The 22,673-nt window shown below is 62.5% G+C and carries 19 protein-coding genes; 8 read left to right on the plus strand and 11 right to left on the minus strand.

The window, feature by feature from the left end; genetic code table 11:
• Positions 1-5 precede the first annotated feature (5 nt).
• From GJ698_RS07985 to GJ698_RS07995, 3 genes are read left to right on the plus strand one after another with little or no spacing between them, the layout of a single operon-like run.
• Complete coding sequence (locus tag GJ698_RS07985; protein WP_154357096.1) at positions 6-2,354, plus strand: M1 family metallopeptidase; 2,349 nt, start codon at positions 6-8, stop codon at positions 2,352-2,354.
• A complete protein-coding gene (locus GJ698_RS07990; RefSeq protein ID WP_154357097.1) occupies positions 2,354-2,848 on the plus strand; it encodes a DUF6702 family protein in 495 nt (164 codons plus the stop codon). The genes GJ698_RS07985 and GJ698_RS07990 overlap by 1 nt, the downstream gene beginning before the upstream one ends.
• The gene (locus GJ698_RS07995; protein WP_154357098.1) at positions 2,790-4,862 is read left to right on the plus strand and encodes a TonB-dependent receptor; all 2,073 of its coding nucleotides are present in this window, start codon (positions 2,790-2,792) and stop codon (positions 4,860-4,862) included. The genes GJ698_RS07990 and GJ698_RS07995 overlap by 59 nt, the downstream gene beginning before the upstream one ends.
• Positions 4,863-4,874: 12 nt before the next feature.
• On the opposite strand, the gene GJ698_RS08000 is transcribed toward GJ698_RS07995, so the two are convergent.
• The 3 genes from GJ698_RS08000 to bla all read right to left on the minus strand — a co-directional run bounded on the left by GJ698_RS08000 (position 4,875) and on the right by bla (position 7,433).
• Positions 4,875-5,576 (minus strand): hypothetical protein, encoded by a 702-nt coding sequence (locus GJ698_RS08000; protein WP_154357099.1) that lies wholly within the window; start codon positions 5,574-5,576, stop codon positions 4,875-4,877.
• A gap of 1 nt (position 5,577) precedes the next feature.
• The gene (locus tag GJ698_RS08005) at positions 5,578-6,603 is read right to left on the minus strand and encodes an aldo/keto reductase (protein ID WP_154357100.1); all 1,026 of its coding nucleotides are present in this window, start codon (positions 6,601-6,603) and stop codon (positions 5,578-5,580) included.
• Positions 6,604-6,683: 80 nt separating this feature from the next.
• Positions 6,684-7,433: a subclass B3 metallo-beta-lactamase gene (gene bla / locus GJ698_RS08010; protein WP_154357101.1), complete on the minus strand. Its 750-nt coding sequence runs from the start codon at positions 7,431-7,433 to the stop codon at positions 6,684-6,686.
• Between the two features lie 106 nt (positions 7,434-7,539).
• Here bla and budC point away from each other — a divergent pair, with 106 nt between their 5' ends.
• The 3 genes from budC to GJ698_RS08025 all read left to right on the plus strand — a co-directional run bounded on the left by budC (position 7,540) and on the right by GJ698_RS08025 (position 9,274).
• The gene (budC, locus tag GJ698_RS08015; protein WP_154357102.1) at positions 7,540-8,301 is read left to right on the plus strand and encodes a meso-2,3-butanediol dehydrogenase; all 762 of its coding nucleotides are present in this window, start codon (positions 7,540-7,542) and stop codon (positions 8,299-8,301) included.
• 77 nt (positions 8,302-8,378) lie between these two features.
• The gene (locus GJ698_RS08020; RefSeq protein ID WP_154357103.1) at positions 8,379-8,702 is read left to right on the plus strand and encodes an autorepressor SdpR family transcription factor; all 324 of its coding nucleotides are present in this window, start codon (positions 8,379-8,381) and stop codon (positions 8,700-8,702) included.
• A complete protein-coding gene (locus GJ698_RS08025; RefSeq protein WP_154357104.1) occupies positions 8,699-9,274 on the plus strand; it encodes a hypothetical protein in 576 nt (191 codons plus the stop codon). The genes GJ698_RS08020 and GJ698_RS08025 overlap by 4 nt, the downstream gene beginning before the upstream one ends.
• Here GJ698_RS08025 and GJ698_RS08030 read toward each other — a convergent pair.
• Positions 9,254-10,153 (minus strand): LysR substrate-binding domain-containing protein, encoded by a 900-nt coding sequence (locus GJ698_RS08030; RefSeq protein WP_166454826.1) that lies wholly within the window; start codon positions 10,151-10,153, stop codon positions 9,254-9,256. The two genes, GJ698_RS08025 and GJ698_RS08030, sit on opposite strands and share 21 nt — an antisense overlap.
• A gap of 61 nt (positions 10,154-10,214) precedes the next feature.
• Entirely contained in the window at positions 10,215-11,663 is a 1,449-nt protein-coding gene (locus GJ698_RS08035; RefSeq protein WP_154357106.1) for a catalase, read from the minus strand.
• 343 nt (positions 11,664-12,006) lie between these two features.
• Between GJ698_RS08035 and GJ698_RS08040 the strand changes: the two genes are divergently transcribed.
• Positions 12,007-12,981, plus strand: coding sequence for a sensor domain-containing diguanylate cyclase (locus GJ698_RS08040; protein ID WP_154357107.1), 975 nt, complete (start codon positions 12,007-12,009; stop codon positions 12,979-12,981).
• Positions 12,982-13,001: 20 nt separating this feature from the next.
• On the opposite strand, the gene GJ698_RS08045 is transcribed toward GJ698_RS08040, so the two are convergent.
• From GJ698_RS08045 to GJ698_RS08055, 3 genes are all read right to left on the minus strand, one after another.
• Complete coding sequence (locus GJ698_RS08045) at positions 13,002-13,475, minus strand: hypothetical protein (protein WP_154357108.1); 474 nt, start codon at positions 13,473-13,475, stop codon at positions 13,002-13,004.
• Between the two features lie 109 nt (positions 13,476-13,584).
• Positions 13,585-15,279 carry a methyl-accepting chemotaxis protein gene (locus GJ698_RS08050; protein WP_154357109.1) on the minus strand — a complete coding sequence of 565 codons (1,695 nt, stop codon included), beginning with the start codon at positions 15,277-15,279 and terminating at the stop codon, positions 13,585-13,587.
• 84 nt (positions 15,280-15,363) lie between these two features.
• Positions 15,364-16,947: a rhodanese-related sulfurtransferase gene (locus tag GJ698_RS08055; RefSeq protein WP_371865211.1), complete on the minus strand. Its 1,584-nt coding sequence runs from the start codon at positions 16,945-16,947 to the stop codon at positions 15,364-15,366.
• A gap of 714 nt (positions 16,948-17,661) precedes the next feature.
• Here GJ698_RS08055 and GJ698_RS08060 point away from each other — a divergent pair.
• Complete coding sequence (locus GJ698_RS08060; RefSeq protein ID WP_154357111.1) at positions 17,662-18,600, plus strand: aliphatic sulfonate ABC transporter substrate-binding protein; 939 nt, start codon at positions 17,662-17,664, stop codon at positions 18,598-18,600.
• A gap of 2 nt (positions 18,601-18,602) precedes the next feature.
• Here the strand turns inward: GJ698_RS08060 and GJ698_RS08065 are convergent, their stop codons facing one another.
• Genes GJ698_RS08065 through GJ698_RS08075 form a run of 3 tightly spaced genes read right to left on the minus strand, consistent with a single transcriptional unit; the run spans position 18,603 to position 22,590 of the window.
• Positions 18,603-19,397: a phosphate/phosphite/phosphonate ABC transporter substrate-binding protein gene (locus GJ698_RS08065; protein WP_154357112.1), complete on the minus strand. Its 795-nt coding sequence runs from the start codon at positions 19,395-19,397 to the stop codon at positions 18,603-18,605.
• The gene (locus tag GJ698_RS08070) at positions 19,394-20,338 is read right to left on the minus strand and encodes a fatty acid desaturase (protein ID WP_154357113.1); all 945 of its coding nucleotides are present in this window, start codon (positions 20,336-20,338) and stop codon (positions 19,394-19,396) included. The genes GJ698_RS08065 and GJ698_RS08070 overlap by 4 nt, the downstream gene beginning before the upstream one ends.
• Complete coding sequence (locus tag GJ698_RS08075; RefSeq protein ID WP_154357114.1) at positions 20,338-22,590, minus strand: TonB-dependent receptor; 2,253 nt, start codon at positions 22,588-22,590, stop codon at positions 20,338-20,340. Before GJ698_RS08075 ends, GJ698_RS08070 begins: the two co-directional genes overlap by 1 nt.
• Positions 22,591-22,673: the final 83 nt, after the last annotated feature.

The following is a 22,673-nucleotide window of genomic DNA, read 5'->3' on the forward strand; positions in this document are numbered from 1 at the left end:
ACCCAATGCACAAGAAACTTGGCTTCATGGCGTTATGCCTGACAGTTTCCGCCTACGCGGCGGAACCTTTCGACGACAAATTCCGTCAACTCGAAGAAATCCTGCCGACTCCTACGGCCTACCGCACCGCATCCGGCGCACCAGGCCACGCCTACTGGCAGCAACGCGCTGATTACACCATCAGCGCCTCGCTGGACGAAGCCAAGCGCGCCCTCACCGGCAGCGAACAGATCACCTATCACAATAATTCGCCGGACACGCTGAATTACCTGTGGGTGCAGCTGGACCAGAACATCTACAAAAAAGACTCCGACTCGCGCATGATGCTCACCCAGCCATCGCGCGAAGCGTGGGCCAAGCCTGCGGGTCCGGACGACGGCTACAAGTTCGAAGGCATGCGCGGCATCCTGGCCGGCCGTGAATTCGACGGCGGCTTCAAGATCAAAACCGTGGCGGCCGGCGGCCAGCCGCTGAAGTATGTAGTCAACCGCACCATGATGCGCATCGACCTGCCGAAGCCTTTGAAGTCCGGCGAGCAGTTCGTGTTCAACATCGACTGGTCCTACAACATCAACGAACAGCAAGTGCTGGGCGGCCGTTCCGGCTACGAGCACTTTGACGAAGACAAGAACGACCTGTTCGAGATCGCCCAGTGGTTCCCGCGCATGGCGGCCTACTACGACGTCTACGGCTGGCAGCACAAACAGTTCCTGGGCACCGGCGAGTTCACGCTGGAATTCGGCGACTACGACGTGCAACTGACCGTCCCCGCGGACCACGTGGTGGCCTCCACCGGCGAACTGCAGAATCCTAACGATGTGCTGACCGCCACCCAGCGCGACCGCCTGGCCAAGGCCCGCACCGCCACCGCACCGGTGGTCATCGTCACCCAGGAAGAAGCCACCGCCGCCGAGAAGTCGCACAGCACCGCATCCAAAACCTGGCACTTCAAGGCCAGCAACGTGCGCGACTTCGCCTGGGCGTCGAGCCGCAAGTTCATCTGGGATGCGCAAGGCTTCAAGAAGGATTCCACCAACGTCCTGGCGATGTCCTACTATCCGAAGGAAGGCAATCCGCTGTGGGGCAAGTACAGCACCCAGGCCATCATCCACACCATCGACAAGTACAACAAGTTCAGCTTCGACTATCCGTATCCGACCGCGATTTCGGTCAATGGTCCGGTGGGCGGCATGGAATACCCGATGATCTCGTTCAACGGTCCGCGTCCGACCAAGGACAAGAAGACCGGCCAGGTCACCTGGTCGCAGCAGACCAAGTATGGCCTGATCGGCGTGGTGATCCACGAAGTGGGCCACAACTACTTCCCGATGATCGTCAACTCGGACGAGCGCCAGTGGACCTGGATGGATGAAGGCCTGAACACCTTCGTGCAGTATCTGGCCGAGCAGGAATGGGAAGACGGCTATCCGTCGCGCCGCGGCGAGCCGCGCAACATCGTCGACTACATGAAGAGCCGCAACCAGGTGCCGATCATGACCAACTCGGAGTCGATCGCTGCGCTGGGTAACAACGCCTACGCCAAACCGGCCACCGGTCTGAACATTCTGCGCGAGACCATCCTGGGCCGCGACCTGTTCGACTACGCCTTCCGCGAGTACGCACAACGCTGGAAGTTCAAGCGTCCTACGCCGGCCGACTTCTTCCGCACCATGGAAGACGCTTCGGGCACGGACCTCGACTGGTTCTGGCGCGGCTGGTTCTACACCACCGATCCGGTGGACATCAGCATCGACGGCATCACGGAATACGGCGTGAGCACGAAGAATCCGGAAACCGAAAAGGCCTGGAAAAAAGCGCAGAAGGACGCGCAGCCGATCTCCGTGTCGGAACAACGCAACAAGGCATTGCCTAAGCGTCTGGCCGAGCATCCGGAGCTGAAGGACTTCTACAACGATCACGACGAGTTCACCGTCACCAACAAGGACCGCAACAGCTACAACGAAGCGATCGACAAGCTGGAACCGTGGGAGAAAAAACTGCTGGATCAGGGCAAGCACCTGTACCTGGTGGACTTCTCCAACCTGGGCGGCATGGTGATGCCGCTGATCCTGGAGATTGAACTGAAGAGCGGCAAGAAGTACATCGAGCGCATTCCGGCCGAAGTATGGCGCTACTCGCCGAAGAAGATCACCAAGCTGATCGTCGCCGACGAGACCATCGTGGGCATCACCCAGGATCCTTACTGGGAAACCGCCGACATCGACACCTCGAACAACTCCTGGCCGCGCAAGGTATCGCAATCGCGCCTGGAACTGTTCAAGACCGAGCGTGACAAAAACAATCTGATGCGCGACTTTAATACGCCGCTCAAAGGCAAGGACGACAAGAAGTAATGATCTTCCGACGCCTGCATCTGATTGCAGCGACCGTGCTGGCCCTGGCCGGCACGGTGTCCCATGCCCATAACTTCCACATGGGCATAGCGGACATCAGCTACAACCAAAGCACCGGCAACACCGAGATCGTGCACACCTATACGGGTCACGATCTCGCTGCCTTGCTGGCCAATCTGTACGGCCAACAGTTCGATCTGGGCCGCCCGGACAGCGAACCGCCGCTGCGCCGCTATGTGGAAAAACAGTTCACCCTCTCCGACGCGGACGACAAGCGCCTGCCGCTGCAATGGGTCGGCGCCAAGGTCGATGCCGACTCGGTGCTCGTGTTCCAGGAGATCAAAGGCGTAAAACTCAAAAAAGGTAGCCGCATCCACAATGCTTTGCTGGTAGACTTCCTGCCGTCGCAAAGAAACACCGTGAATGTGGAAACCGATGGCACCGTTAAAACGCTCTTCTTCGATCAAGACAGCATCGATCAAATCGCCCCTTAAGTACGCACTGTTGCTGGCATTGGGTTCCGCCCAGGCCGACGACCAGATCCTGCAACGGGTTTTGGTGGATGGCTCGCGCACCAATCAGCTGGGCGTGGCCGATGCGGCCAGCGCCGGCAGCGTGACGCAGGATGAACTGGCGGCACGCACCGTCTACCGTCCCGGCGAGATGCTGGAGGCGGTGCCGGGACTGGTGGTCAGCCAGCATAGCGGTGAAGGCAAGGCCAATCAATTCTACCTGCGCGGTTTCAACCTCGATCACGGCACCGACCTGCGCACCACCGTCGACGGCATGCCGGTCAACCAGCGCAGCCACGCACATGGCCAGGGCTGGACCGACCTGAATTTCCTGATCCCGGAACTGGCGGTACGCCTCGATTACAAGAAAGGCCCCTATTCCGCCGAGGAAGGCGACTTCGCCTCGGCCGGCACCGCGTCCGTGGTGTATGCCAACCGCCTGCTGCAGGGCGTGGCCAGCCTCTCCGCGGGCCAGAACGGCTACGGCCGCGCGCTGGTCGCCGATTCGGTGGAGACGCAGCGCGGCAGCCTGCTGTACGCCATCGAGGCGCTGCACAACGACGGCCCGTTCACCAATCCCGACGAATACAAGAAGCTGAACGCGGTGCTGCGCTACAGCGAAGGCTACGCCAACAACGGATTCAACGTCAGCCTGATGGCCTACAAGGCCGACTGGAACTCGACCGACCAGATTCCGCTGCGCGCCGTGCAGGCTGGCCAGATCGGCCGCAACGACGCCATCGACGATACCGACGGCGGCAAGGCCCACCGTTACAGCCTGTCCGGCGCCTGGCGCCGCACCAACGACGACAGCGCCAGCAAGGTCAACGCCTACATCATCGCGAATCAGCTGGACCTGTGGTCCAACTTCACCTACTTCATGGACGACCCGGTGCACGGCGACCAGTTCGCGCAGCCGGACAAGCGCGTCACCAGCGGTGTGAATGCGTCGCACAGCTGGCACCAGCACACCGACACCGGCAACACCGAAACCACCATCGGCGTGCAGCTCCAGAACGACAATATCTTCAATGGCTTGTACAGCACGCAGGCGCGCCGCACGCTGTCGGTCACGCGCCAGGATCACATCGTTGAATCCAGCGCCGGCCTGTACGTGGAAAACAACACGCGCTGGAACGAGGCCTTGCGCACCGTGGCCGGCGCGCGCGTGGACAGCTACCGCTTCGACGTGCGGAGCGACCTTGCCGCCAACTCGGGCAAGGCCAACGACCACCTGGTCAGCCCGAGCCTGAGCGTTATCTATGGCCCGTGGCAAAGCGCCGAGGTGTACGCCAACTTCGGCAGCGGGTTCCATAGCAACGATGCGCGCGGTTCGACCATCACCGTCGATCCGAAAACCGGACTGGCGGCAGACAAGGTGCAGCCGCTGGTGCGTTCGCGCGGCATCGAGTTCGGTGCGCGCACGGCGTGGCTGCCCGGCCTGCAAACCTCGCTGTCGGTGTACCGGCTTGATTTCGATTCGGAGCTGACCTACGCCGGCGACGCCGGCACCACCGAGGCCGGACCGCCCAGCCGCCGCTACGGCGTGGAGTTCTCCAACTACTACAAGCCGCTGAAATGGCTGTCAGTGGACCTGGACCTGGCGTATGCGCGCGCGCGTTCGCGCGGCGACCTGGAAGAAGGCAGCTACATTCCCGGCGCGATTGAAGGCACCGGCCAGCTGGCGGTAACGGTGGATGACGGCGGCCCGTTTTCGGGATCGCTGAAGCTGCGCTACTTCGGACCGCGTCCGCTGATCGAGGACAACAGCGTGCGCTCCAATTCCAGCATGACGCTGAACGGCCGCCTGGGCTGGAAGATCCGCAAGGATCTGCGGCTGGAACTGGAAGCCTTCAACATCACCAACCGCCGTGATTCGGCCATCGATTATTACTACGCATCGCAGCTGAAGGGCGAAGCGGAGCCGGTGTCCGACATCCACTTCCACCCGATTGAATCGCGCTCGCTGCGGGCCACGCTGATCAAGAACTTCTAGGCGCCACGGGCCTCAGCGCTTCAGCGCCTGCTTCTGCGCGTCCATGAACTTGTCGACATCCGCGCAGTTGCCCGGGTAAGGCGCAATGCGATCGGCGTCATCGAGATCGAAAATGGAGCGCCATGGGTCGACCTCCGAATAAGCGACCATCCTCCCCATATTCATGGGGTCCGGGCGGCTCGGCCCGGCGCCGATCAGCATCTGGTCGTCGATGGTTTTCAAGTCGCTGTCGCGGTCGAGAAGCATAAACCCCAGCGACTTTTCGCCCTTGTAGGCTTCCGGTCGCGGACGCTGCACCCGGTAGATGGCGGCTTTCCTGCCCTCTTCCGCCACAGTTGAAACGACCTTCTTGGGCGTCCCGGCCGGGTAGACGATATTCCCGTTCACATATGCCTGGCGCAATTGGCCGCCGGCGTCGTAATCGGCCGATATATTCCAGCGCCACACGTAGTAATGGCAAAGGTCGATATCGTAGATGTACTTTTCAATGCCTGGATCGCCGGGCCTGACCTTCAGCGTGGCGCGGCCTTCTTCGACAAATGTACGGCGCAAGTCCGCACGCGATGCGCCAAGCTGAAATTTCGACTGGATGAGCGCCGTCATATCGTCCAGCGCCGGGACGGACTCGAAGGTAAATGTGGGTGCGGCGGAAGCCTGCGCGGCCATGCCGCAGGCCACCGCCAGCGCCGTGCCAGCAACGCGAAGAGTCTTCAATTTATGCGCCTCGCTCGTTGAGCATGGTGAAGCTGCGCTGGTGCCATACCGGGTAAGCCGGCGGCACATCGCTGGCCGCTTCCAGCAGCGCGTTCTGCTCGGCCGTCAGCGACCAGCCGGTGGCGCCGATGTTTTCGATCAGCTGCTTCTCGTCGCGCGCACCGATGATGACGTTGGCGACAGTCCGCTTACCCAGCAGCCAGTTCAGCGCAATCTGCGGGATCGATTTGCCGGTCTGCTCGGCCACCACGTCCAGCGCGTCGATGATGCGGAACAGGCGCTCCTCCTCGAAGTGCGGACCGGTGCCGGCGATGTCGTGCGCGCGCGTGCCCGGCTTGGCCGGCTGGCCGCGACGGATTTTTCCGGTCAGCTTGCCCCAGCCGAGCGGACTCCAGATCACCGCGCCGACGCCCTGGTCGTCCGCCAGCGGCGCCAGTTCCCATTCATAGTCGCGGTTCAGCAGCGAGTAGTAGATCTGGTGCGCCACGTGGCGCGGGTAGCCGTAGCGGTCCGAGGTCGCCAGGGATTTCATCAGGTGCCAGCCGGAGAAGTTGGAGGCGCCGATATAGCGCACCTTGCCGTCGCGGACCAGCTGGTCCAGTGTGGACAAGGTTTCTTCCACTGGCGTGTTGTAGTCCTGGCCGTGCAGCTGCAACAGGTCGATATGGTCGACTTGCAGGCGCTGCAGCGATTTGTCGACCGCGTCGATGATGTGATGGCGCGAGGAGCCGTAGTCATTGGCGCCGTCGCCGGTGGGGAACGTGACCTTGGTCGAGATCAGCAGGCGATTGCGCTTGCCCTTGATGGCTTCGCCGAGGATTTGTTCGGCCAGGCCGTCGGAATAGACGTCGGCGGTGTCGAACATCGACACGCCGTGTTCAAGGCACACGTCGATCAGGCGCGAAGCGGCGCCGCTGTCGGTGCTGCCCCAGGCTTTGAAGAAGTCGTTACCACCGCCGAAGGTGGCGGTGCCGAAGCTGAGTTCCGGCACGCGCAAGCCGGACTTTCCAAGACGCTTGTGATTCATCGCAATCCTCTCAAGTAAAGCGCGACACGGCGCGCTGAATGCTGATTGTAGCGCGCACGCGAAAATCACGTTGGTCCGCGTCAGTTCCCTTGCGTCGGTTTAGACTCGGCGGCCAGCGTCTGCGCCAGGAAGGTGCGCGCCTTGGCCACATAGCTGCGGCAGGCGCCGGCATCGATGAATGCCGCATTCCCAAGCGCCGCCTGCCGGGCCTTGCGCTCCCACAAACCGCCCGCTTCCGGATGCGCCGAGACCAGCACATCGCACGGCAGCGCCTCAACGGCAGCCATCGAGCGTTCGACATCGGCCTGCGCCTGCGGATACAACGGGTTGCCGCTGAAACGCCGGCCTTCCGCAGCCAGCGCAATCAGGCTGTCGGCAAACACCACGTTCACGACGCGATCGCCTTCTTTCTCCTGCCAGGTCCAGCTGGTGCCGCCCTTGGTGTGCCCAGGCGTGAAGTGCGCGGTCACCGCCAGCGGCCCAAGGCGAATGGTCTCGCCGTCGCCCACAGCGCGGATGTGCGTCACCGGCGACATGGGAGTCAGGTTCGGAAATTGCGGATCGGCCGGGTCTGGCTGGCCGCTTTGCAGCACCTGGACAGACGCAGGACTGGCCAGCACCGTCGCGCCGCTCAACTTCTGCATGGCTGCGATAGCGCCGGCGTGGTCCTGGTGCGCGTGGCTATTCAGGATGTAGCGAATATCTTCGACCCGGAAGCCAAGCTTGCGCACATGCGCCGCAATTTGCTCCTCGACTTCAGGCGCGCCGGCATCAACCAGGATATGCCCTGCCGGTGAGGTAATCAGCACGGCACTGATGCCTTCCGTCAAGTTTTACGTCAGCTGTGCGCGCTTTATGATTGCCTGCCAGTACCGAAAAGCTGCGCCCTTCCCTGCTGTGATAACGTCGTTTTCACATTCTTAGTTGAGGAAAAACATGAACCGTTTCGAAGACAAGACCGTACTGATCACAGGTGCAGCTTCCGGCATGGGGCTGGCCGCCGCCCGCCGCTTTCTCGATGAAGGCGCGCGCGTCGTCATGCTCGATATCGATGAAGCCAGCCTCCGGGAAGTTGCGGCAAAATTTCCGCAGGACCGCGTTCTCGTGCAGGTCGGCGATACTGCGGACAAGGAAACCGCAACCACCGCCGTCAAGGCGGCTGTCGGCCGCTTTGGCGGACTGAACATCCTGATTAACAACGCTGGCATCGCAAGCGAGGGCGACATCATGAAGACGAGCGAAGAAGACTTCGAACGCGTCATGGCAGTCAACGTCACTGGCTACTTCAACATGGCCAAGGCCGCGATGCCCGAACTGGTGAAAACACGCGGCGCGATCGTGATGACCTCCTCCGTTTCCGGACTTGGCGGCGACTGGGAGATGTTCGCCTATAACACGTCCAAGGGCGCGGTCAGCAACATGGTGCGCGCCATGGCGCTGGATGCGGCCAAGGATGGCGTGCGGGTCAATGCGGTGAATCCGAGCCTCACCAACACCGGCATGACCACGGACATGCTGAAGGATGCTGAACTGGTCGCCAAGTTCAAGGAGCGCATGCCGCTCGGGACGCCCGAAGATCCGGACGGTATCGCAGCAGCCATGGCATTCCTTGCGAGCGACGACGCACGCCTCATCACCGGCGTCAACCTGCCGGTGGACGCCGGCTTGCGCGCTTCCAACGGCCAGCCGCGCCAATAAGCATCCCGCTTCCCGGGCAAAGTCTCGGGCCTGAATAGATCTTGACATCATTTAGATGTTTAGCTAATCTTAAAATCATGAACAAAGTATTCAAGGCGCTTGCCGATCCGACCCGCCGCCAGGTTTTGGCGCTGCTGAAAGATGGCCCTCTCACGGCGGGAGAGTTGGCGGAGCATTTTGACGTTTCAAAGCCGACGATGTCAGCGCACTTTACCGTGCTCCGCGAAGCCGATCTGATCGAATCGTCGAAAAACGGCAAGTCCGTGGTGTATTGCCTGAAGCTCTCGGTGCTGGAAGAAGCCCTGGCGGGATTCGCCGAATTGTTGGGCATTCAGGCCAAGGCGCCGAAGGGCGCGCAACGTGCGGGACCAGTATTTTCCACCGAAAAGGGAAAGCGATGAAAACGACGCCTGAGACACAACCCTTGTTTGCAGTTGCCGGCACACTGTCCGTCGGCGTCATCTGCGCCAGCTTATATTTATACGTGGTCAATCGCGAACATCCGCTGCAATATCTGATGGCGATCGGATTGATCTGTTTTGCCTGGACCATGCGTCGATTCGTTGGCGCTGGCGCAGAACGCAATCCCGCCAGCAGCGCGGCACGACGCGATGTGACGCTGGGCATCGTGTTTGCCTGCCTGCTATTGGGCGTCGGAATGATCGGACGCCTGGGATGGGTCGACGAGGCATTCCGGTTGCGCAGCATCGGCCTGTTCTCCGGCACGTTTGTCATGTTGCTTGCCAACGTCATTCCGAAGCAGACCGGCTCCGCATGCTCGCTCGCGATACGCCGCGCCGGCGCCTGGGCGCTGGTATTGGGCGGCCTGGGTTTCGCCCTGGCCTGGTTGCTGCTGCCCTTGGCCTACGCCAGCAAAGCTGCAATCTCGATCATGGTGTTTGCGCTGGCCTATGGATTAGTGCGCGTGGTCTGGCTGATCCGCAAGTTCAATTCACGACCACCGCGCGGCTGACGGGTGAAGTGCCTGCAACAGCTTGCCCAGGTCCGCGAAATCGGCAGACCTGGGGTCGCTCAGGCGCCAGATCAGGGAAACGGTTCGCACATACCTGGCCCCGGTCAATGGCAGGTATTCGACGCCGGCAACGTCGGAGACTGCCAGCGCCGGTATCAGGGTGCATCCCTCCCCGGCGGCCACCATGTATTTCAGCGTTTCCAGACTTGTTGCGTGACGGTTTGACGCCCCCACATCGGCGCAAGCGGCGATGGCTTGCTCGCGCAGGCAGTGCCCTTCCTCAAGCAACAAGCGGTCAGCGGCGGCGATACCCTCCCAGCTAGAGCGCAACCGCTCATTGCCGCAGTGCTGGTCAGGGCAAGCCATGAAGAATGGCTCCTGAAACAGCGGCAACACGCTTACCGCGCTATCGGCCACAGAAGAAGCAATCAGCACCGCGTCCAGCTCGCCATGGTTCAGCGACGCGATCAGATCGCCGGTGCGCCCCTCGCCCAGGATCAGCGTCAGCCCAGGATAGTTTTTCCGCAGCGGCTGCAATATATGCGGGAAATAATATGGCCCCAAAGTGGCGATCGCAGAGAGGCGCAAGGCGCCGCCGAAGGCCTGGTCGGAGGTCTGCGCCATCGCCATCAGCGAAGTGGTTTCGTGCAGAATCTTGCGCATCTGCCCGATGAGTTCGCGGCCGTGAGGCGTGATGATGTTGCGCCGGGTCGTGCGCTCAAACAACACGGTTTTCAGGCGCTCCTCCAGCTTGCCGATCTGGATCGACAGCGAGGGCTGGGTGACATGGCACCGCTCGGCCGCCTTGACGAAGCTGCCCAGCTCCGCCACCGCGATCGCATACTCGAAGTCCCGCAAATTAATTCCGCTCAGGTTCATGGCATAGGCTTTCTGTCTACAAAAACCTGCCCGCAAAGACGTGCTTGCGGGCAGGCGTCCATCATTCCGCCTTGAGCTGCAGCACAGCGACGGCATTGGCCACGCCGTCGCCGTAGGCGGCATCCACCTTCGTGCAATTGGCGATGTGGCGCTCGATGACAGGCTGCGAAGCGCCGCTGATGGCGCGGGCCGTGTTGTCAAACAGGATCTGCTGCTGCGCCGGGTTCATCGAACGGAACAGCGCGCGCGGCTGCGAATAGTAGTCGTCGTCCTCGCGGTGGTTCCAGCGCGCCACGGCGCCCTCGTTCTTCAGCGGCGGTTCCGAAAAGTCCGGCTGCGCCTGCAATGCGCCGCGGCTGTTCGGTTCGTAGTGGGTGCTGCGGCCGCCGTTGCCATCGACGCGCATGGCGCCGTCGCGATGGTAGCTGTGCACCGGGCACTTCGCCGCGTTGACCGGAATTTGCGCGTGGTTCACGCCCAGGCGGTAGCGCTGCGTATCGCCGTAGGAGAACAGTCGTCCTTGCAGCATTTTGTCGGGCGAGAAGCCGATCCCCGGCACGATGTTGGAAGGTGCAAACGCGGCCTGCTCGACGTCCTGGAAGAAGTTTTCAGGATTGCGATTCAACTCGACGACGCCCACCTCAATCAGCGGATGGTCTTTTTTCGGCCACACCTTGGTCAGGTCGAAAGGATTGATCGGGTAGGCATCCGCCTCCGCTTCGGTCATCACCTGCACGAACAAGGTCCAGCGCGGATAGTCTGCGCGTTCAATCGCCTCGAACAGGTCGCGCTGATGGCTCTCGCGATCGACGCCGATGCGGGCGGTCGCTTCCGCATCGCTGAGGTTCTGAATGCCTTGCTGCGTGCGGAAGTGGAATTTCACCCAGAAGCGTTCGTTATCCGCATTAATAAAGCTGTAGGTGTGGCTGCCGAAGCCGTGCATGTGGCGCCAGTCGCGGGGGATGCCCCGCTCGCTCATGACGATGGTGATCTGGTGCATGGCTTCGGGCAGCAGCGTCCAGTAATCCCAGTTGTTATCGGCGCTGCGCATGCCGGTGCGTGGATCGCGCTTGATGGCGTGATTCAAGTCCGGAAACTTCAGCGGATCCTTGATGAAGAACACCGGTGTGTTATTACCCACCAGATCCCAGTTGCCTTGCTCGGTATAAAACTTCAGCGCGAAGCCGCGGATATCGCGCTCGGCGTCCGCCGCGCCGCGCTCGCCGGCAACGGTGGAAAAGCGGGCAAACATCTCGGTCTTCTTGCCGACTTCCGAAAAGATTTTCGCTTTGGTGAAACGGCTGATGTCATGGGTTACCGTGAAGGTGCCGAACGCACCCGCGCCTTTGGCATGCATGCGCCGCTCGGGAATCACTTCGCGGTCAAAATGCGCCAGTTTCTCCAGGAACCACACGTCCTGCAGCAAGGCCGGGCCGCGCGGACCGGCGGTCATAATATTGTTGTCATCGGCGACAGGGGCGCCAAACGCGGTCGTCAGTTTATTGCTCATTATATTACTCCTGGATAGTATGGACTGGCGCCGCCGGATGGCTTGCGCTTATGGAAAATATTAAGTCGCGCCGATATTTATATCCAATATATAGTGCATTCAATTTCTATAAACATCACCTATATATCGGCACGCACTCATAATTTCATAAAGCCGGAAAAATAAAAACATTTTCAATGGATCGGAATCTGCCAAAACAGGACCGTATTCCGCCACATCGGATATTCTTAATAAACCATAGTAATCAATAATAGGCGCCAAAGATTTATTCAATTATCCAAAATATGTGATTTCTTTTAAATTTACGCCTTGTCCAGGCAAATACCCATTTAAAGAGAAAATCATGCAAATCCCGGAAATCCCTCATAACGAACGTCAGCGCTTGAAGACGCTCCATGCCCTGCAGATGCTGGATACCGCTCCGGAGGCGCGATTCGACCGTATAACGTGCATTGCGCGCCGCCTGTTCGATGTGCAAATAGCCTTGGTCAGCCTGGTCGATGGCGAGCGTCAGTGGTTTAAATCGGTCAATGGGGTGGATATGAAGGAGACCAGGCGTGATATTTCATTTTGCGGCCACGCCATCCTGCAGGACGATGTGCTGGTCGTCCCCGATGCGCTGGAAGATCCGCGTTTCCACGATAATCCGCTCGTGCTGCGTTCTCCCCATACCCGGTTTTATGCTGGCTGCCCGTTGACCATGCCGTCGGGGCACAAGCTCGGCACCTTATGCCTGATGGACCGCCAGCCTAGAATGTTCAGCAAGGAAGACCGAAAAAGTCTCAGGGATCTTGCCGATATCGTCGTGCGCGAGATGGTGTCCTTCAACCTGGCGACGATGGATGAACTGACGGGCGTCCCCAACCGGCGCGGCTTCGACCATGTCGCCAAGCAGGCGCTGAACTTGTGCCGGCGCATCGGCAAGCCGGCATCCATGGTGTTCTTCGACCTCAACCACTTCAAAGCCATTAACGACAGGTTCGGGCACGCGGAAGGCGATCGCGCCCTGGCCATCTTTGCCGATGTTTTAATGGAAGCGGTGCGCGACAGCGACCCTGTTGGCCGCCTTGGCGGAGATGAGTTTGCGGCGCTGTTGATCGATGCGGGCAACGGTGTGGCGACTGAAATCATCGCCAGATTACGCCTGGCGCTGAAGGCGCGGGCCAGTGAACTCCGGTTGCCTTATGTGCTGCAGTTCAGCGTCGGCATCGTGGAATACGATGCCAGCAGGTACGGAACGGTAGCGCAGATGAAAGACAAGGCCGACCAGGAAATGTATATCGACAAATCCGCCAGCCGGCAACGCCGTAGCGCGTGAGCCGGCCTCGTCCGCAAGGCTTATCCGTGCTTGGGCCGGGTCGCCAGCGCCACAACCGCAGCGCCTGCGGCGACGATCAGCGCGTCTTCGATCAGGCCGCTGCGGGTCTGGCCGATGCGCGCCATGGCTTGCTTGCGGCCGGCCAGCGTCAGATAGGCCAGCGGCACGGCGGTGGCGACGGCGATTGCGGCGCCGGCCTTCTCCTTGCCTTCCGGCGCCAGCGCGGCGCCGGCGATCCCGGCGCTTGCCACACGCGCCAGCAGGCCCAGAAAGACGGTGCGGTCAGGCGCCGTCTTCATCTTGTCGCCAAACAGCTCGCCGACGCCCATCGCCAGCGCGCCATATTTGAACAGGGGCCGATCCAGCAGTACCAGTTCGCCCGGCGTGCTGCGATCGGCCAGGCGCGCCGTCGCGATGGTCGCCATGGGAGTCATCGAGCGCGCGCTGGCGACGGCGCCTATCAGAGCGGAGGAAAGCAGGCTGCGTATGGTCATCTTGAGGCCCTCTTGAAGTGGATGACCCAAGATACGCCGCCATCGACAAGCGCACGATAGGGATTCGCATCCCTGTGTGAGGTGTTAAACCAACGCCGTCAATTTCTGCTTAGAACTCTTCCCACTCCGTGCTGGACGGCGCAGCGGCCTTCAGCTTCTGCGGCGCCGGCTTGGCGGCCGGTGCTTTCGGCAAGGCCGCTGGCTTGACGGCGGCAGCACGCGGCGCAGGCGGCACATACGAAGCGCGGGTGGAAGCGCGCGCGGCGTTGATCGTGAATGCGCTGACCACCTGCTCCAGCGTATCCGCCTGATCGCGCAGCGTCGCCGCTGCCGCCGCGGTCTGCTCGACCAGCGAGGAGTTCTGCTGCGTGGTCTGGTCCATCTCCGTCACCGCGCGGTGCACCTGCGAGATGCCGTCGTTCTGTTCCTGCGTCGCGGCGCTGATCTCGGCGACGATGTCGGTCACCTGCTTGATGCTGGCCACCACCTCGTGCATCGTGGTGCCGGCCTGCTCCACCAGGCGCGTGCCCGAGCCGACCTTGTCCACCGAATCATCGATCAGCGCCTTGATCTCCTTGGCCGCGGCGGCGGAGCGTTGCGCCAGCGTGCGCACTTCCGACGCCACCACCGCAAAGCCGCGTCCCTGCTCACCGGCGCGCGCAGCTTCCACTGCGGCATTCAGCGCCAGGATGTTGGTCTGGAACGCGATGCCGTCGATGACCGAAATGATATCCACGATCTTGCGCGACGATTCGTTGATCGAACCCATGGTAACCACCACCTGCTCCACCACCGAGCCGCCCTGCGTCGCCACCTCGGACGCCGACCGCGCCAGCTGATTCGCCTGACGCGCGTTGTCCGCATTCTGGCCCACGGTGGCGGTCAGCTGCTCCATGCTGGCGGCAGTTTCCTCCAGCGCCGCCGCCTGCGACGAGGTGCGCTGCGACAGGTCGCCCGTACCGGCCGCGATCTGCTGCGAAGCCGCACCCACCGCGCTGGTGGACGAGCGCACGGTCTCGATCACACCGGCGATCTGCTCCAGCAGCTTGTTGAACGCCACCGCCGTATGGCCGATTTCGTCCATGCGCTCGACCTTGATCTGTTTGGTCAGGTCCAGCGACTGGCTTACATCCTCCAGCGTGCCGCGGATCGACGCCAGGCTGTTCTTGATGGTGCTGAACAGCTGCCACGCCAGCACGCCGGTCACCAGCACCGCCAGCACGATCACCGTTACCAGCATGTTGAAGGCGAAGTTGTACGCCGCCACGCTCTCCGCGCGCACGTCGTCAATCAGCTTGTTGTTGTAGGCGATATGGTCGTCGAAGGCTTTTTTCAGCGCGCCGGCCGCGGTGGCCAGCGGCGTGCCCGCTTGCAGCGTGGCACGCACCGCATCCATGTCGCCGGCATGCGCGCCGGCCAGGAACGGCACCAGCGTCTGGCGATATGTCGCCATTGCCGACTTGTCGGCTTCCAGCATCTTACGGTCGGTGTCGTCGAAGATGCGTTCTTTTTCGTAGGCCGCCATCACCTCGTCGAACTTGGTGTGGGCGTCGTTGTAGGCTTTATCCAACGCGGTCTTGTCGGTCAGGTTGGAAAACACCGACAGCCGATAGCCCGCCAGGCGGGAATCGGCCATGTAGCCCTTGGCCATGTTCAAACTGGCGATGCTGGGAATGAGCCGGGTCTGCACCATGTCCAGCCGCTGCTGCGCGCGCGACAGCTGGGTCAGGCCGGAGACACCGACAAAAATCAGCGCCGCCAGCGCCAACGACAAGGTAAGAATCAAGCGCTTCGTAATCGTCATTGCCATTTTCCCAAGTAAACTAATCATCAGTAACACTCGAAATTATGCTGCAATGCAACTAAACTTGCAATGAGACAAGTCAAATTAGATTACTTTAAAGCCGTGCGTCCCATCCTTGCCCAGTTGCGCAACCAATCCGAATTCCCAGTCCAGATACGCCTGCATGGCCTCGGCGCGGTTATCCGTGCCCTCGTACGGGCGGCGGTAACGGTCGATCAGCGGCGACGCCAGCCGCGTTGCCCCCAATTCGACCGGCTTGCCGGATGCAAGCCATGCGGCCGTGCCGCCAGTCAGCACCAGCACCGGCAGCCTGGTCAACGCGCGCAGATCGGCTGCCACGTAGCGCGCCAGCAGGCTGCTGCCGCAGGTCAGCACATAGCGCTGCACGCCATCCGGCAGCTGCGTCAGCGCCGTCGCCAGTTGCGAACGTAGCGCAAACCAGGCGCCCGGAATATGCCGCTTCTGGTAGTTGACGCCGGAGGTAAAGTCCAATACCGCCACCTGCTGCGGTGCGGTATCCAGCCACTCCGCCAGGGCGTCGACGCCGATTTCCTCCACTTCCGGAGCCGGCGGCAGCTCGTCCTGCCAGGCGCCGGCGACGCTGAAATCGGCAGCTTGCAAGCCATCGACCACATGGACGTCGTTGTTCATCTGCTTCAGCCAGTGCGCGGTGAGGTTGGCGCGCACGCCGTCGCTGTCGGCCAGCACGATGCGCGCGCCGCGCACCGGCGCGAACTGCTCGGTTTCCTGCACCAGTTGCCCGCCCGGCGCGGAGCGGAAGTGCGGCAGCCTGCCGTCGCCGTATTCATTCGGGCTGCGGATATCGAAGAAGTAGTTGGTGCGCACGCGGTCCGCATGCAGCTCGCTCAGCTGCGCGCGGTCCAGCCGCTTCACGCCGGCGCGGTCGGCCAGCGCACGCGCATCACGCGCCGCCGTCTGCCGGTTGGCTTCCGACGCCGCCGGATAGCTGCGCGACTGGCCATGCTCCAGCTGCTGCTGCGCCAGCGTCCAGCCGATGGTGCCATTGCGCAGCGCCGACACGGGATTCGGCACGCCGGCATTGATCAGCGACTGCGTGCCGATGATGCTGCGCGTGCGTCCGGCGCAATTGACGATGATGCGGGTGGACGGGTCGGGCGCCAGCTCGCGCGCGCGCAAGGCCAGCTCCGCGCCCGGCACGCTGATGCTGCCGGGGATGCTCATGGTCTGGTATTCGTCGTAGCGGCGCGCATCGAGGATGACGATGTTCTCGCCCCGGTCGATCAGCGCCTTCACCTCCGGCGCGGACAATGATGGCGTGTGGCGTTCATGCTCCACCAGTTCGCCGAAGGATTTGCTCGGCACATTCACGTCGCGGAACAACTCGCCGCCGGCGTCGCGCCAGCCTTGCAGCCCGCCTTCGAGCAGCGCCACATTGGTGTAGCCCAGCTGGTGCAGCCGCAGCGCCGACGGCAGCGCCAGGCCTTCGCCGTCATCCAGCACCACGATGGGCGCATCGCGGCGCGGCAGCTTGGTGTAGGCATCGACCTCGATCCGGCCATACGGGAAGTTGGCGGCAAACAGCGGGTGCGACTGCGCGTGCGGATCTTCCTCCCGCACGTCCAGCAGCGCGACTTCGCGGCCGGCCAGCAGGTCCGCCCTCACCTGCTGATAGCTGCGGAACGGAATCTGCGGCGCATAGCCGGAGCGGAACGGCTTGACCTGGCCGTCGAGCGTGAACACGTGGCGGTCCACCGCGCCGATGTCGGCGCCATACACGTGGATGCCGATGGACACACGGTCGCTATAGGCGTTGTAGACCTGGTGGATATCGCCCAGCGTCGGCGACACCACCACCACGGTGCCGGTCTCCAGCCGCTGCGGCTCGCCGTGGCGTTCCAGCGCGCCGTCGGCGTTACGGCGGAAGTCATGCGACACCTCGGCGCCGCGCAGCAATCCAATCAGGCCCCACACGGTATGGTCATGAATCGGCGTCGACTGGCCCGGTCCCCAGACAAAGCTGACCACCGAAAAACGCGCCGCCGGATCGCGGTACAGCAAATACTGGCGGTAGAACTGCGGATGCGGCGCGGCCGCTTCCGGCGGCAACCAGTCGTCATGCGCCACCAGTTCGCGCAGCGCGGCCGAGCCCTGCTCGACGATCTGCGCCTCATCCTTGCCGATCACGGCTTCCAGCTGGCTGACGAAATGCCGCAAGCGCGGCGGCAGATCGCGTTGTTGTGCTTCACTCATGGTACTTCCTCCTGATGCTGCGGGTTCCTCTATGTGCGGTTCAAGATTACCACCGATATACCAATATCGATAATTGAAAATCGAAACTATTCGTTCCTGCAGGCGGCAGCGCGCCGTACCATCGCAACACAGTTACCATCAGGAGCCGCCATGCGTCGTCGTACTTTGCTGTCCTTGTTATCCCTGTTGCCGTTTGCCGCGCTCGCGCAGAAGGCCCCATCCACGCTGCGCATCGGCTATCAGAAGTCATCTACGCTGCTGACGGTGCTCAAGGTGCGCGGGCAACTGGAGCAGGATCTGGCGCCGCTCGGCGTGAAGATCACCTGGCATGAATTCTCCAGCGGCCTGCCGTTGCTGGAAGCGCTGAATGTCGGCGGCGTCGACCTGAGCGCCGACGTGGCAGACACCGTGCCCGTGTTTGCGCAGGCGGCCGGCGCAAAGCTGACTTACTTCGCGCAGGAGGCGCCCTCGCCGTCCGCCCAGGCCATCGTGGTGCGCACGGAATCGCAGATCAACAGCGTGGCGGATTTGAAAGGCAAGAAGGTTGCCGTGACCAAGGCCGCCGGCAGCCACTATCTGCTGATCGCGGCGCTGGACAAGGCCGGACTGCGCTTCAAGGATATCGAACCGGCTTACCTGACGCCGGCCGACGGACGCGCGGCGTTTGAGCGCGGCAGCGTGGCGGCGTGGGTGACGTGGGATCCGTACCTGGCCGGCGTGCAGAAGCAGTCGCAGGTACGCATCCTGGCCGACGGCCGCAACATCGCGGATTACCAGCGCTACTACCTGGCGTCGACGGCGTATGCGGAGGCACATCCGGAAGTGCTGTCGGTGGTGTTCGAGGCTTTGCGCAAGGCCGGCAAGTGGGTCAAGCAGTCGCCGAAGGAAGCGGCCGAGCTGCTGGCGCCTGCATGGGGGCTGGATGCAGCGACGGTGGAACTGGCCAACAGCCGCCGCAGCTACGATGTGCGGCTGGTGGTGAAAGACGCCCTCGGCGAACAGCAGCGCATCGCCGACGCCTTCTATGGCGAAGGTCTGCTGCCGCGCAAACTGGATGCCACGGCCGTTCCGCTGTGGCGCCTGCGCTGAAACTAGGCCAGCACCGGATAGCCGGCGGCCCGCGCCACGGCTTCCATCCGCAGGATGCGTTCGTAATCGGATTCCGGACAATGCACGAATGATTTGATGTGCAGGGCCAGCATATGGCTCTGCAACGCCGGTCCCGGCGACAGCAAGGCGTTGCGCAGGCGGGTCAGCAGCTCCTCCGACGCCGCGCGCGACGCCACCAGCGGCAGACCTGGCGTCTGCGCCGAATACTGCAGAATCTTCGTTCCGCGCACACTCTCCGGCTGTTCTTCCTTCAGGTAGCCATAGGTGACGCAATCGATGGCGGCGATATCCGCCTCGCCGTCGCGCACCAGGCGCAGGCTGGCCGCGTGGCTGCCGGTCCATTTCACCTCATCGAAAAACTGCCCGCCGCGCGCCAGCAGCGACACCGCATGCCGCAGCACATTCATGCCGCTGTTGGAGTGTGCATCATTCGCCGCAGCGGTCAGCCCCTGCGCATCGGCCAGCGAATGAATACCGCTGTCGGCGCGCGTGACGATCGCGCTTGAATAATCGCTGTCTTTGCAGCCGGGGAAATCGAAGCATGGCGTGGCGAGCAGCGTCAGTGCGCCGTGCAGGGACTTCATGTAAGGGTAACCGCAGGTCTGCGTCAGCAGAACATCTTCGCGCTGCCAGAACGCCGGCAGTTCTGGCGCCGGCAGCAGTTCAACCTCTTTGCGCACGTCGGCTTCCGTTAACAGCCGGGCAAGGAATGCCTCGTACTCCCGCTGCACGCGCGGCGAGACGTTATACATCGGCAGTGCTACTTTCCATGTCATGGCATGCGAGGGTGTACGGGTGCGTCGATGGGACGGAATCCATAGCGGCGCATCAGCTCTCCGTAGCCATTGATCTGGAAGCCGCCGCTGCGGGAATTATAAGCCTCGCGCCGCGCACTGTACACGCGCGGCAGCAGATACCACGGCAGCGACGGCAGGTCATGATGCACCAGGTGCAGATTATTATTCAGGAACAGCAGGCGGAAGACAAAGCCGGCGTTATTCAGCACGATGCGCTGCTTGTGATCCTCCGCCGGACGATGTTCGTAGTAGGACCGTATCATCGCCAGCGACTGCGCCGGATACGAAATCGCCAGCACATACCACAGCGCCGATACGCCGAACGCCGATTGCACCCACCACAACAGCCCGGCCAGCAGCGCCAGATGGCGCAGCCAGACGTCCGCATCGCGCCAGTCGCCGCGCGCGATGCGGCGGACAGCGCCGCCCCAGGTGGACACGATCGCCAGCGCCGGCCCGACCGCCAGCCGGCCCCAGAACGTCTTGTTCAGCCAGCGCAAGGCACGCAGCGGAGGTGGCGTCGCGGCCCACTCGGCCGGCGACACATAGGTGCTCTCCGCATCCAGCGCCGGCATGGTCAGGTTGAAATCGTCGTGATGTCGCAGATGGCTCTCGCGATAGATCTCGTACGGATACCACACCGCCAGCGGCACGTAGCCGAACAGCCGGTTCACCCATGGCCAGCGCGTGGGATGGCCGTGTATCAGCTCATGTTGCAGCGACATATACCAGGCGCACCACCAGATCATCAGCAAGGTCGCCGGCACGGCGCCAAGCAGCCGCCAGCAAGCCAGCGTGGCGAGCCAGCCGCCATGGATCGCCACGATCAGCAGCCAGGTCGGCCACTCGCCGCGCCACAGCGGGCGGCGGCGCTCGGAGCTGACCTCCTGCTGCTGCGTGGCGTCGATCCAGGCCTGCATCAGAAGCGTGCCTTCATGCGCAGGCCCACCGTGCGTGGGCGAACCATGTACACCAGGTTGCCCGGCTGGATGGTGATGGTATTGGCCGTCACGTCGCTGACCTTGGCGCCGTTGGTCAGGTTGGTGCCGAACAGGCCGAATTCATAGGCGCCGCTCCGATAGGTCACGGTGGCGTTGAGCGTATTCGACGATGGGATCTCCTCGTAGCTGCCCTGCGCCGCCGCGAAGTTGGTGTAGGCGCTGCCGCGATGCGAATAGCTGGCCAGGAATCCCAGTTCGTCGACACCGCGCACCGGCACGTAGTAGCTGGCGTTGACGGTGGCGGCAAGGCGCGGTGCATACGGCACGCGGCTGCCTTCCGGGATATTCTGTGCGGCGATGCCGGTGACCACGGTGCGGGTGGCGTAGGCGTGGTTGTAGGCCGCGCTGACGCCGACCGACGCGCGGCGCGTGATCTTGAAGGCCGTCTCCAGTTCCAGCCCTTCGCTGCGGATCTTGCCGGCGTTCTGCGTGAAGTAATAAGTGCACGGCAGCTTGTTAAACACCTGCACGTCCTTCCATTCGATCAGGTAGGCGTTGGCGTTGAAGGTCAGGCGATGGTCGAGCAGCGTGTTCTTGGAGCCGGCCTCGAAGTTCCACAAGCTGTCCGGCGCGAAGGTCGATGGTGCGTTGATGCCGCAGAAGTTGAACGGCACCGGCTGATTATTGCCGCCATAGCGGAAGCCCTTGCCCACCGAGGTGTACAAGGTGTGATCCGCATCGACGTGATACGCCGCCGCAAAGCGCGGATTGCCGCCGCGCGACGTGGCGCTGCTGGTGCTCAGTTCCGGCTGTCCCACCGGCGCGGCCGGCGTGGCGCCGACCAGGTTGCCGAACAAGCCGGTAAAGCGCAGGTCGAAGTCCTGCGTGCCGCGGAACAGGCGCAGGCCGGCCGTCAGGTCCAGCTTGTTCCACAATGTATAGGTGCCTTCCGCGAACAGCGCGGCCTGGCGCGATTTCGTGTTCTGCTGGCCGGAGAAGAAATCGTCCGGATTGAAAGCCAGTTCATTGGTCTGCGAGTTATAGCCGGGGAAGTTGTGGGTCGCCGCGAAGCGCGCGTCGAAGCCTTCGGTCGGCTCGTCCTGGCGCGTATCGCGCTTGCCCGCCTCGAAGAAGGCGCCGGCGGTCCACTTGAACGGGCCCTCGCCCTTGGAGCTCAGGCGGAACTCCTGCGCGAAATCCTTGACCGCGTTGCCGATGGTGTAGGCGGCCTTCATCAGCGGATCCTGGCCGCCGAAGATGAAGGCGGTGGCCGGGTACTGCGCCGAGGTTACGTACAGCGTATCGTGGTGCACATAGGAGGTGGACGACACCAGTTGCGCGCCGCCCAGGTCATAGTTCACGCCCAGGTTGTAGAGCTGCAGGCTGTCGTTGCTGGTTTGCGGTAGCAGCGCAAAGGTGGTGAACGGCGCCAGGCCGGCGTAGGCGTCGTTGATGCCGCCCTTGGTGTTGGACGCGGTCACGCTGGCGTCGATCACCAGGTCCGGTGACGCCTTGATGCGCAGCGCCGCCCGGCCCTGGTTGGTCGATACCGCGTTGGTGGTGGCGCCGTTGTACTGGTTGCGGATGTAGCCGGAGTCGTTGCCGGTGTAGGCCGTCAGGCGCAGCGCCGCCACGTCGTCCTTCAATGGCAGGTTGACCATGCCGCGCAGGTTGTGATTGGCGCCGCCGAACCTGGAGGTCTGCGATCCGACCGCTTCCACGCTGCCGAAGAAATCGTTCAGCTCCGGCTTTTGCGTAATCTGCCGCACCGCGCCGGCCATGGCGCCGGCGCCGAACAGCGTGCCCTGCGGCCCTTGCAACACTTCCACCCGTTCCAGGTCCAGCACCTTCAGGTCCGGATTGCCGGATTTGAGCGTCACCGGCATGTCGTCGACATACACCGCCACCAGCGACGAATCCTGTACCTCGGACGGTACGATGCCGCGCACGACCAGGCCGCGCATGGTGATGTTGTTGACGCCCGGCCCCTGCTCCTGCACCGACATGGCCGGCACCAGGTTGGCGATATCGGTCAGGTTGCCCTGGCCGTAGCGCGTCAGGCTGTCCGGCTTCAGCACCGTGATGGCAGCCGGCACCTGCTGTACATCGACCGCCGTGGCGGCGCGCGTGGCGGTGACTTCGACCTTTTCTATTTTGTCCGAGTCCGGCTCCGCGGCGATGGCGACGCCGGCCGACAAGGCCGCAACGGCCAGATAAGTGCGCTTGCTCATCAATTCCCTTGTGATTTTCTCCCAATAGCGAGTATATGGAGAGCCAACCCAGCAGGAAACGAATTAAAACAAGCTTCTTTATG

Origin of the sequence: Duganella aquatilis (genome assembly GCF_009674565.1) — a bacterium.
In the GTDB taxonomy this organism is placed as follows: Bacteria; Pseudomonadota; Gammaproteobacteria; order Burkholderiales; family Burkholderiaceae_D; genus Rugamonas; species Rugamonas aquatilis.